We start from the raw sequence: 12,190 nt of genomic DNA, 5'->3' as shown, positions 1-12,190 counted from the left end.
CGATTATTGTCTGTACGCTTCGATAACATCCTAAATTTCCCCCGTTAACCAAGAATTCTATCCCTATTATACAAAAAAAGCCTGTAGATTTGGCCACTAGTTAGGGACTTTGTCTACAAGCTGCAATAATAATGATAATTATTATTTGTTTTGATAAATATACTGGTTTAGAAGAGAAAAATATAAAGGAGGGACATACTTTGATTTGCCCGCAATGTCAAAAACAAAATCAAGAAGGGGCAAACTACTGTCCATATTGTGGTTATTCGTTTCAAGAAGTAAATTTACATGTAAATCGGAACGAGCTATCAAACAAGCAACATTTTCAAAATACATCCTTTATAAAGAAAAGAAATGAAGATGGTCAACAACTCCAGATGCAAATGCCGCCCAATCAAACTCAAACCGTAAAATTTTTTAGTCAATTTATGACCTTCTTTATTAACGGCTTAAAGAATCCCTCTCAATATGCAAAATATCAAGGTGGTGCTAGATATGTATTTGGCTATATTATATTAGGGCTTGCTGCACTTTTTCATGGACTTGCATTGGCAATGGTATACCAAATCTTTGATCGAGCATTATCGTTTTTTAGTAGTTCTAGTTATAGTTTCTTTTCAACCTTTGTTGTACATCTATTAATCTACATTGCTATTCTTGCCCTCGCTATAGGACTGATTTTCGTTTTTGTTAGAAATATAATGAGAATAAATGTCAAATTCAACCATGTTATTGGACGATTCGGAACACTGGCCATTGTACTACTTCTATGTAATATCACTGCATTACTGTTTACAATAACAGGTTTTATAGGGCTACAAAGTTTTGCCAACGGATTAGGAAGTGCAGTATTATTTTTTATCATTATGATGACGTTTCAAATGTATACAGATGAAGCAAAAAAAAGATTTGAACCATTATATGGAAGTATGATCATTGCAGCATTAATAACCATTTTAAATTTAGTCTTTTCAAATTCAACATTTGTAGACATTTTTCTCTAACCAAATTTAAGGAGGCTATCCAGATTTTCAGCCTCCTATTTTTATCGATCATTTTTTGTTAAAAGCACGTTTTCCTAACTTTTCTACAACATTTGGAAATAATGCATGCAATATACTTCCAAAATTCATTAGTTTAGGCAAATTTATTTCACGGGTCTGTACAAACATACGCATAACAATTTTTTCGGCAAGCAATTCAGGATCTAATCCCCAACGACCAACATGTTGTAAATATTTCCCTGTTTCATCTGCTATATCAAAAAAGTTCGTATGAATTGGACCTGGATTTATTGTTGTAACAAATATATTATTCTTCTGGACTTCCATCCTAATACTGTCAGAAAATTTTATAACCGCTCCTTTTGTAGCAGCATATATACTTGACTTCGGAGTTGCTAGTTTTCCAGCCTGAGAAGCAATATTAATAACATGACCAGATTTTTGATTCATCATCGTTGGCAATACTTTTTTAGTTACAGTGATTAGACCAAGGACGTTGACACGAAACATCTCTTCCGCTTCTTCTATCGACGTATCTACGAGATATTTAAATTTACCAAAACCAGCATTATTGACGAGCACATCAATCGTCCGATTCTGCTCAATAATCGTATCCATTCTTTCTTCCAATTCAAAACGATCACCAACATCTAAACGATAAGTGGCTACTTGAACCCCATATTTATCAACGATAATATCTTTGATTTTTTCTAATTTATCCATACTCCTGGCTGTTAATATTAAATTTGCTCCATTTTCTGCACATTTATAGGCAATTTGTTCGCCAAGTCCACGAGATGCCCCTGTTATAAGAATCGTCTTGCCTTGAATTCGATGATTCATAATTGCCTCCATTTTATCCTTTGTTTGATCTTACAAAGTATTGTATATCATGTTCGTCCATTATTTGTACCTCTCCTAAAGAATGTAAATAATCTAAATAACCAACCGTTTGTGAAATTGTCATCGAAATATTTTTTTCATAAGCCTTTGGAAAAATGCTTTTACAAAGTTCAAAGACGGTCATTGGATGATTCATAAGCTCGTCTTTTATATTCATCGCAAATTCATGGAATCTTGTTAGCCGTCGGTCGATTAACGCGTGTACTTGTTTTACCTCAGGACCATGACCAGCAAAAACAATATCTAAAGGAAGCTGTTTTACTTTTTTAAGCGAATGAAGGTAATCAATTTGTGACATTGGTCTTTCCTTTTCCACATCCAACGGTGGTTCCAAGACCGGATTAGATAACATACTCGCTAAAATATGGTCACCACCGATTAACAAACCTTCCAATTCATTGTAAAAGCTAAGCTGACTTTGTGAATGACCAGGAGTTTCAATAACATACCAATTCAGATGACCTGGTATTGTCATTCCTTCAGATAAGTCATCTGTTAACTCTTGATTACCGCAAGCAAGCTTGGCAAGTAAATGAAACTCTGAAAAACCTTCATCATATTTTTTTGGTATTCCAAATTGTTTATAAACCTTTGAAAAGAAAGCGAGCGTTTCCTCCATGAATGACCGGTCTTTTTTTATCCATTTCCGGCCATATTCATGACCGAAAATTTTTACATTCGGCATATAATCTAAGAAACCAACATGATCAGTATGATGGTGTGTAAGGACAACCTGTTCAATATCACTTGGCAAATACCCAAGCTGTTTTAATTCTTGTTTAAAAACTGTCCACGCTGCTTCTGTTTTGATACCTGCATCAACGAGGGTTAACGTATCTCCTTTTAAAAGGTACAAATTCACATCACCTATTGGAAGTGGTGTTGGTACGGTAATTTTTCCAATTGACTGAATCCATTCTGCCATCGTAATCTCCTTATTTCGATTAAGTTAATTTGTTCTGAAGTGTGTTCAATTAAACTAGAATACATGTTAAACACTAATGTTACAAAGACATTTTATCTTTTTCATATAAAAATGTCACACAATAAACAAAAGACTGTTCAGCACCATTTGAACAGTCTTCTCATCTTCATTATGTTTTTATAGTTACTTTCTTGAAATCTTCGGCAATGATTGTATTAGAAAAGATTTCTTTAGCCTCCTGCTCTAATCTAACCCATTCCTGTTTCTCATAACGTGAACTGATATGAGTAATAATAAGTTTTTTTACTTGTGCTTTTTTGGCGATTTGGGCTGCTTGATGGGTTGTAGAATGGAAAAATTCATGTGCCGTTTTTTCCAACGATTTGTCCAAAGTGGCTTCATGGATAAGTAAGTCAGCTTCTTTTGCTAATTCTACAGCATTTTCACACGGTCTGGAATCACCTAAAATAGCCACTACTCTGCCTTTTTTGTCTGGACCTAAAAATTCCTTTCCGTTAATTCGGCGACCATCCTCTAATTCAATTGTTTCCCCGTTTTTTAATAATTGATATTGTGGACCAGGTGGTACACCGATGCCTTTTAATTTATCAACTAATAACATACCTGGCTTATCCTTTTCTACTATACGATAGCCATAGGATGGAATCGCATGTTCTAACAATCTCGATTCTACTATAATATGACCTAAATCAAAGACACAATGACCTTCAAATTCAACAATTTCAATATTATAATTTAAATGGGTTTGACTAACGGATAGACTAACTTCTATAAAGTCACGAATTCCCTTTGGACCATAAATCGTTAACGGTTCTGTCCCTCCTAAAAATGACCTACTTCCAAGCAGTCCAGGTAAACCGAAGATATGATCACCGTGTAAGTGAGTAATAAAAATTTTTGATATTTTTCGAGGCTTAATCGATGTATGTAATATTTGATGTTGAGTTGCTTCTCCACAGTCAAATAACCAAATTGAACCATTCTCTAGATGTTTTAAAGCGATTGATGAAACATTTCGGTTTTTTGCAGGCATCCCTGCACCTGTACCTAAAAATGTAATCTCCAAAATCATTCCTCCAAATTTATTTTTTAAACATTAGGAAACAAATATTTTCAATGGTTATTGTCGCGTTTTTTAAAAATTTGTCATACTCCATTATACAGTTTAATCATACTAGATAAACAGCTTTTTTACGATTCTTTCGTATAATATAAAAATTATTTTTGCGAACAATAAAAGTAAACGGTACCAAATTTGCTATTCAATGGATACATATGTAAAATTTAATTGTTAACTAATACACAAGAAAAGAGGGGGAAAAGTGAAAACAGTTGAGAGTCCTTCATCATTAATATTACTTTTTGGAGCAACAGGTGACTTAGCAAAAAGGAAGTTATATCCTTCATTATATAATTTATACATAAAAGGACAACTTTCTGACCGTTTTGCTGTCGTAGGTGTCGCCAGAAGACTAAAAAATGATGCTGAATTAAGGGAATGGGTTAAAGATTCTATCTTAACGTACGGTGAAAGTGAAAATGAAAAAGACATAAATGCATTTACTTCCCACTTTTATTATCAATCCCATGATGTTACTGATTCCGCATCCTATAAACAGTTAAAAACATTAGTTGATCGATTAGATAAGGAATACGAGTTAGGTGGAAATCGAATTTTCTACTTAGCTATGTCTCCAGAATTTTTTGGTACGGTTGCCGAACATTTAAAAGAAGATGGTTTAACAGATACTAACGGTTTTAAACGTTTAGTCATTGAAAAGCCTTTCGGCCACGATTTACAATCCGCTATTAAGTTAAACAACCAAATTCGCAAAGCATTTGATGAGGATGAAATCTATCGAATCGACCACTATTTAGGAAAAGAAATGGTTCAAAATATTGAAGTCATCCGTTTTTCTAACGCCATCTTCGAACCACTATGGAACAACAGATACATATCTAATATTCAAATCACTTCAAGTGAAACCCTCGGTGTTGAAGAACGTGCCAATTATTATGATAAAAGTGGTGCCATTCGTGATATGGTACAAAATCACATGATGCAAATGGTAACATTGCTAGCCATGGAGCCACCAATTAAATTGACAACTGATGAGATTCGTAGTGAAAAAGTGAAAGTACTACGAGCACTTCGACCAGTTGATAAAAAGAATATTCATGATTATTTTGTTCGTGGACAGTATGGTAAAGGCCAAATAAACGGGAAAGAAGTAGTTGGCTACCGTCAAGAAATGAATGTTCCTGAAGATTCAAATACAGAAACTTATTTTGCCGGGAAATTGTTAATTGATAATTTCCGTTGGGCAGGTGTACCTTTTTATGTTCGTACTGGTAAAAGAATGGCGGCTAAATCAACAAAAATTGTCATCCAGTTTAAAGATATTCCGATGAATTTATACTTTAAAACAGGATCCAATTTAAAACCAAATCTACTTGTTATTCATATTCAACCAGATGAAGGGATCACATTACATTTAAATGTCAAAAAAGCAGGGCAGGGGATTGTTACAACTCCAATTAAATTGAAGTATTCAACAAAAGGTGTGGATGGAATGAACACACCAGAAGCTTATGAAAAATTACTATATGATTGTTTACGCGGTGATGCAACAAACTTTACCCATTGGGACGAAGTTGCCTTATCTTGGCAATTTGTTGACGAGATCTCTGCCGTTTGGGAAAATGAACCCGCTGTTTTCCCGAATTATCCAGCTGGATCAATGGGGCCAAAAGAGGCTGACCTTCTACTTGAAAAAGATGGATTCTCATGGTGGTCAATTATCGATGAGTAACGAACAATGATGTATACTTACTAATCAAACCCAAGAATGGTTGTAAATAAATTACAAGCATTCTTGGGTTATTTGTTACCTACCTCCTGATTGAAGGAAATTTTGGTTATGCACAAACTGTTCCACTTCTGATATGAAAAAAGATTTACATCCCACTTATAATATGTAAAAGCGCAATACACCCCGTTCCAAAATTTATTGCATCCGTACATTTATTAATCGCAAACGAGTGGAAGAAGCAAAATATACTTACAGCGGGAAATCATTTCATTTACTGATGTGGCATTTATGGTAGGCTATCAATACGTTAATTACTTCACAAAAGTTTTTAAAAAGTATACTTCTTTAACACCTCTCCATATGTTAAAATAAACGGTTCTTATTAATTGCAAAAAAAATTGGACTGTTCGAAGAAAAACCCAATATGGATTTTAGTGAACAGTCCTATTTTTTCTATAATATGATGTTCGTTAAGTTTAACCTACTCCATCCAATTATGATGGAATACTCCTTCTTTATCTACTCTTTCAAATGTATGGGCACCGAAATAGTCCCGCTGAGCTTGCAGTAAATTAGCTGGCAATGTTTCTGTACGATAACTATCAAAGTAAGCTAATGCACTTGAGAAACATGGTGCAGGTATACCATTCAATGCTGCTGTTGCCACAACTTTACGTAATGATTCTTGATAACGTTCAGCAATACCTTTGAAATATTCATCTAATAACAAATTATTAAGTTCTGGATTGCGGTCATACGCTTCTTTAATTTTTTGTAAGAATTGCGCACGAATGATACAACCACCACGCCATATCATGGCAATTTCACCATAATTCAAGCCCCAATTATACTCGTTTGAAGCTGCTCGTAATTGAGCAAATCCTTGTGCATAAGAACAAATTTTACTTAAGTATAAAGCTTGACGAACTTGTTCAATAAACTGTTGTTTATCACCAGTAAATTCTGATTTAGCAGGACCGTTTAGTACTTTACTAGCTTTCACACGCTCTTCTTTAATAGCAGAAATATTTCTTGCAAAAACAGATTCAGTAATTAATGACAAGTTTATGCCTAAATCTAAAGCGCTTTGACTAGTCCATTTTCCTGTACCTTTTTGTCCAGCTTTATCTAAGATTACATCAACCATGTGCTTTCCTGTTTCAGGATCTTTTTGACTGAATATATCTGCTGTAATTTCAATTAAATAACTGTCTAGTTCGCCTTTATTCCATTCTGAAAATACTTCATGTAATTCTTCATTCGATAATCCTAAATAATGTTTTAAAATAAAGTATGACTCACCGATTAATTGCATATCTCCGTATTCAATTCCATTATGGACCATTTTTACATAGTGTCCTGCACCATCAGGACCGATATATGTTGCACACGGTTCATTGTCTACTTTTGCAGAAATGGCCTTTATAATCGGCTCAACTAAATCGTAGGCTTCTTTTTGACCGCCAGGCATAAGTGATGGACCATTTAAAGCGCCCTCTTCTCCACCTGATACGCCCATTCCGACAAAATTAAAACCTAATTCACTTAAATTCTTATTGCGACGGATCGTATCTTCAAAATAAGCATTACCACCGTCAATTAAAATATCACCTTTATCTAAATATGGAATTAATTGTTCAATGGTTGCATCTGTTGCAGCACCCGCTTTTACCATAATTAAAATTTTACGCGGTTTTTCTAGGGAGTTAACAAACTCCTCCACTGAATATGTAGGAACAATATTTCTTCCATCTGCTTCTTTCATCAGCGCATCTGTTTTTTCCCGAGAACGGTTAAACACAGATACCGTATATCCTCTACTTTCGATATTGAATGCTAAATTTTTTCCCATTACAGCAAGTCCAATTACACCTATTTGTTGTTTTGCCATTTAAGTTTACCTCTTTCTTTATAGTTTTTTTCTTAAAAAATCTTTATTAAAACTAGTATTTGTTTGCCCATCTTTACTGTCCACTTTTATTCCCTTTTTTATAATATCATGCCCAAATTTTTCTCTTAATTGTTCTATCGTTTCAATTAATGGTTCTTCTTTAGCATCTTCTTCAAAGGTAAATAAATCCAGTTGTTTATATCCATATTGTTCTTCAACAAGGTCATTTCCAGTTATACCTAAAAGTCTTATCGGTGTACCATTCCAATGTTTTAAAAAAATATGTCTTGCTTGATAATATAAATCTTTTTCATCACGAATCGGATTTTTTAATTTTTCACTTCTTGTTACTGTTTTTCGATCTTTATATCGAATAGTTACGGCCAAATTTGTAGTATAGACCTCTTTATTTTTTAGACGAGCTGAAACGGTTCGGGCAAGGCTTTGTATAATACTGAGCAATTCCGTTTGCGAAGAAATATCACGAGGAAGTGTTGTCGAATTACCGATACTTTTATAATCGTTTATACTTTCCGGATCTACTTTCCTAGAATCGACACCATTTGCTCTTTCTTTTAAGCGAACCCCGTTTATCCCTATTAAATTTTTTAGTTGAATTTCATTCGCTTTAGCTAAATCACCAATGGTTTTAATTCCGATGCTGTTTAATTTTTCGGTCGTTTTGGCACCACACCCATGCATTTCTGAAACAGGCATTGGCCATAATATTTTTGAAATGTCCCTTTTTCGAAGCACCGTAATACCTAAGGGTTTTTTCATATCAGAGGCCATTTTAGCCAAAAATTTATTAGGTGCAATTCCGATAGAGCATGGGATATCCAATTCCTTCAGTAAACGACTTTGAATATCTTTTGCTATGGAAATCGGGTGTTTTGTTATGGATTGTGTAATGTCCATATATCCTTCATCAATGGATACGGGTTCAACCAAATCTGTATAATCACGTAGCGTTTGAAATATCTTTTGTGAAAATTTTCGATACCGTTCAAAATTAGGTGTTAGAACAATTAAATTTGGACACAACTTTTTTGCTTGCCAAATCGGCATTGTTGTTTTAACACCGAACTTCCTCGCTTCATAACTACAAGTAACAATTATTCCTCGTCTTTCTTCAGGATTTCCTGCAATGGCTAACGGTTTACCTTTTAAAGAAGGGTCATATGCCATTTCAACAGATGCATAGAAACTATTCATGTCGACATGAAAAATAACCCTTGCATTTCTTTTCTCTACCTCACCCATTTCGTTTCACCTTCAACCAATACATTTGAATGGTCCGATATTTTGCAAATGGTCCAAAAGCTCTTTATTTTTGATTAACTGATTCTATAATCGCTAACACCATTTCAGCCAGTTTATTTAATTCTTTTACTGGTATTCTTTCCTTTGTAGTATGAATTTCTTCGTAACCAACCCCTAATACAACTGTTGGGATGCCTAGGCCAGCAATGACATTTCCATCACTTCCGCCACCACTTTTAATTAGTTTCGGTGTTCTTCCTATTTTTTGACAAGCCTTTTGTGCGATTTGTACCACTTCATCTTCTGGTCCAAATTTGAAGGATGGATACATTACTTTTACATCAACTTCTGCTTTTGCTCCCATTTCGCTTGCAGTATCTTCAAAAGCCTTTTTCATTGCTTCAATTTGTTTATTTAACTTTTCTTGAACAAGAGATCGAGCTTCAGCAAATATATAAGCTTTTTCTGTAACGATATTTGTTGCTTGTCCACCTTCAAAACGGCCAATATTCGCTGTCGTTTCTTCATCGATACGGCCGAGTGGCATTTTTGATATCGCTTTTGCTGCAACTTGTATTGCTGATATCCCTTTTTCTGGTGCTACACCTGCATGGGCACTTTTTCCAGTTATTGTAACATTAATTTTAGCTTGAGTCGGTGCAGCTACAACAATCGTTCCAACTTCACCATCACTATCTAAGGCATACCCATATTTTGCCTTAATAAATGAAGCATCTAATGCTTTTGCCCCAACTAAACCAGACTCTTCACCAACAGTAATAACGAATTGAATATCACCATGTTCAATTTGTTCTTCTTTTAAAATTCGAATAACCTCAAGCATGACTGCAAGTCCGGCTTTATCATCGGCACCCAAAATTGTAGTACCGTCAGATTTTACATATCCGTCTTCTACCGTAGGTTTTACACCTTTACCTGGAACAACTGTATCCATATGGGAGGTGAAATAGATCGGATCAGCTTGTTTGTTTGTTCCTTTTAAAGTACAGATTAAATTATTAGCTCCATGGCCAGTCTTTTCTTTCGCATTATCTTCAACGACTTCTAAACCAAGTTCAGTAAACTTTTGCTTTAAAACTTCAGCAATTTTACTCTCATGTTTCGTTTCAGAGTCGATTTGAACTAGTTCTAAAAATTCATTTAGTAATCGTGTCTCATTAATCATTATAACCCTCCATTCTATTTAATAAGTATACCCTTTAATTACCACTTCCTTCAATTCTTTATTATTGAATTATGTTAAATTTATTCATCTATTTATATAAACAAACGAATGGTACATCAAAAAATCCTCCTAATACTAGGAGGAACAAACTTATAATGGTATATTTCCATGTTTCTTCTTCGGGCGATCTTCTTTTTTCGATTTTAACATATCTAGTGCTTGAACAAGTTTAATTCGGGTTTCACGAGGATCAATCACATCATCAACCATCCCCATTTTTGCCGCAACATAAGGATTAGCAAATTTCTCTCGATATTCTTTTATTTTTTGTGCACGCGTTTCTTCAGGGTTCGGACTATTGTTGATTTCTTTAGCAAAGATAATATTAGCCGCTCCTTCAGGACCCATAACCGCAATCTCAGCATTAGGCCATGCGAACACTAGATCTGCACCTATTGATTTACTATTTAATGCGACATAAGCTCCACCATATGCCTTTCTAGTAATTACAGTAATTTTCGGTACTGTTGCTTCGGAATATGCATAAAGAATTTTGGCACCGTGACGAATGATCCCACCGTGTTCTTGTTTCACACCCGGGAAAAAGCCTGTTACATCCTCAAATGTAATCAAAGGAATATTAAAAGAATCACAAAATCGGATAAATCGGGCTGCCTTGTCTGAAGAATCAATATCGAGTCCTCCAGCTAAAAATTTGGGTTGGTTACAAACTAGTCCAACGACTTCTCCTCTTATTCTTCCAAATCCTATAATAATATTTTTTGCAAAATCCTTTTGAACTTCTAAAAAAGAACCTGGATCAACAATTTGCTCAATGACCTTCTTCATATCATAAGGTCTAACGGTATCGATTGGGACAATATCTGGTAAATCTGGACGATAATCATCTGTTTCATCAAAGGTTATGACAGGTGGTTTCTCACGATTACTTGATGGTAAATATGATAATAATGTGCGAACTAAAAGTAATGCATCTTCTTCACTTTTAGCACTGAAGTGGCTATTCCCACTGATAGAACTATGGACTTTTGCACCACCTAAATCTTCTGAACTAATTTTTTCACCGGTTACCGTTTCAATTACTTTCGGGCCAGTTATAAACATTTGACTTGTTTTTTCAACCATGATGACGAAATCGGTAATCGCTGGGGAATATACAGCCCCACCTGCACATGGTCCCATAATAACAGATATTTGTGGAACTACTCCGGAATAGATGGAGTTACGATAAAAAACATGCCCATAACCGTCTAGAGATACTACCCCTTCTTGAATACGAGCTCCACCAGAATCATTTAAACCAACGATTGGAACATTATTTTTCGCTGCTAAATCCATAATGTTTGCAATTTTTTTTGCATGCATCTCCCCTAATGCTCCACCAAACACAGTAAAATCTTGGGAAAATAAATAAATCGGACGTCCATTAATTTTTGCAAAACCGGTTACAACACCATCCCCAGGACCTTTTCCAAGGTCAGAAGAACGATGTTCAATAAATGGATTTAATTCAACAAATGATCCTTCGTCAACCAATATATCAATTCGTTCTCTTGCTGTAAGTTTCCCCTTTTCATGCTGTTTATCAATTCGCTCTTCCCCACCGCCGAGTTCTACTTCCCTACGCTTATCATATAACTCATGAATTTTATCATACATATCCATTTTCTTTACATCAATCATTTCCCTTCTCCCCTTTGTTACATTATCAATCTAGTAAGCTATTCATCTTCTTTATGTTGACAAAGTTCATATAATACGCCCCGACATGATTTCGGATGTAAGAATGAAACTAATGCCCCACCTGCTCCTTTCCTTGGACTTTCATCAATAAGTTGAATATTTTCTTCCTTTAGATATGTGATATTTCCTTCGATATCCTTTGATGTTAATGCAATATGATGAATACCTTCTCCGCGTTTTTGTAAAAATTTATGTATCGGACTTTTTTCATCTGTTGGTTCTAGAAGCTCGATTTTACAATTTATGGCATTGATAAAAGCAACTTTAACTTTTTGTGATTCTACAATTTCTGTTCCTACATGTTTAAATTGTAATATATTCGTATAAAACGGAAGAGCTTCATCAATTGATTTAACAGCTATCCCAATATGATCGATCCCTTGCATATTTTCCCCCCTAACGAACCGTTTGTTATAACAC

Annotated in this window: 11 protein-coding genes; 3 read left to right on the top strand and 8 right to left on the bottom strand. The window is 34.8% G+C overall.

What is annotated here, in order from left to right; genetic code table 11:
• The first annotated feature begins 200 nt into the window (after positions 1-200).
• On the top strand, positions 201-1,004 hold the full coding sequence (locus tag OEV82_RS06620; RefSeq protein WP_173660324.1) for a zinc ribbon domain-containing protein: 804 nt from the start codon (positions 201-203) through the stop codon (positions 1,002-1,004).
• A 48-nt stretch (positions 1,005-1,052) separates the two neighbouring features.
• On the opposite strand, the gene OEV82_RS06615 is transcribed toward OEV82_RS06620, so the two are convergent.
• The 3 genes from OEV82_RS06615 to rnz all read right to left on the bottom strand — a co-directional run bounded on the left by OEV82_RS06615 (position 1,053) and on the right by rnz (position 3,919).
• The gene (locus tag OEV82_RS06615) at positions 1,053-1,847 is read right to left on the bottom strand and encodes an SDR family NAD(P)-dependent oxidoreductase (protein WP_173660322.1); all 795 of its coding nucleotides are present in this window, start codon (positions 1,845-1,847) and stop codon (positions 1,053-1,055) included.
• Between the two features lie 13 nt (positions 1,848-1,860).
• Complete coding sequence (locus tag OEV82_RS06610; RefSeq protein WP_173660320.1) at positions 1,861-2,832, bottom strand: MBL fold metallo-hydrolase; 972 nt, start codon at positions 2,830-2,832, stop codon at positions 1,861-1,863.
• 169 nt (positions 2,833-3,001) lie between these two features.
• Positions 3,002-3,919, bottom strand: a complete 918-nt coding sequence (gene rnz / locus OEV82_RS06605; RefSeq protein WP_263061376.1) for a ribonuclease Z — start codon at positions 3,917-3,919, stop codon at positions 3,002-3,004.
• A gap of 256 nt (positions 3,920-4,175) precedes the next feature.
• Between rnz and zwf the strand changes: the two genes are divergently transcribed.
• Positions 4,176-5,666: a glucose-6-phosphate dehydrogenase gene (gene zwf / locus OEV82_RS06600; protein ID WP_263061375.1), complete on the top strand. Its 1,491-nt coding sequence runs from the start codon at positions 4,176-4,178 to the stop codon at positions 5,664-5,666.
• 288 nt (positions 5,667-5,954) lie between these two features.
• Entirely contained in the window at positions 5,955-6,038 is an 84-nt protein-coding gene (locus OEV82_RS16145) for a hypothetical protein (protein ID WP_377701911.1), read from the top strand.
• Between the two features lie 109 nt (positions 6,039-6,147).
• Here OEV82_RS16145 and gndA read toward each other — a convergent pair whose 3' ends face one another.
• The 5 genes from gndA to mce all read right to left on the bottom strand — a co-directional run bounded on the left by gndA (position 6,148) and on the right by mce (position 12,156).
• On the bottom strand, positions 6,148-7,557 hold the full coding sequence (gene gndA, locus OEV82_RS06595) for an NADP-dependent phosphogluconate dehydrogenase (RefSeq protein ID WP_263061374.1): 1,410 nt from the start codon (positions 7,555-7,557) through the stop codon (positions 6,148-6,150).
• An 18-nt stretch (positions 7,558-7,575) separates the two neighbouring features.
• Entirely contained in the window at positions 7,576-8,820 is a 1,245-nt protein-coding gene (locus OEV82_RS06590; RefSeq protein ID WP_263061373.1) for a DNA polymerase IV, read from the bottom strand.
• A gap of 64 nt (positions 8,821-8,884) precedes the next feature.
• The gene (locus OEV82_RS06585) at positions 8,885-10,006 is read right to left on the bottom strand and encodes a tripeptidase T (RefSeq protein WP_173660310.1); all 1,122 of its coding nucleotides are present in this window, start codon (positions 10,004-10,006) and stop codon (positions 8,885-8,887) included.
• 150 nt (positions 10,007-10,156) lie between these two features.
• A complete protein-coding gene (locus OEV82_RS06580; RefSeq protein ID WP_173660383.1) occupies positions 10,157-11,692 on the bottom strand; it encodes an acyl-CoA carboxylase subunit beta in 1,536 nt (511 codons plus the stop codon).
• A 56-nt stretch (positions 11,693-11,748) separates the two neighbouring features.
• A complete protein-coding gene (gene mce / locus OEV82_RS06575; protein ID WP_263061372.1) occupies positions 11,749-12,156 on the bottom strand; it encodes a methylmalonyl-CoA epimerase in 408 nt (135 codons plus the stop codon).
• Between the last annotated feature and the right edge of the window lie 34 nt (positions 12,157-12,190).

It is taken from the genome of Pallidibacillus thermolactis (genome assembly GCF_025660415.1).
Classification (GTDB): Bacteria; Bacillota; Bacilli; order Bacillales; family Caldibacillaceae; genus Pallidibacillus; species Pallidibacillus thermolactis.
Note: the sequence above shows the minus strand (reverse complement) of the source record. Positions and strands in the feature narration are given on the sequence as shown.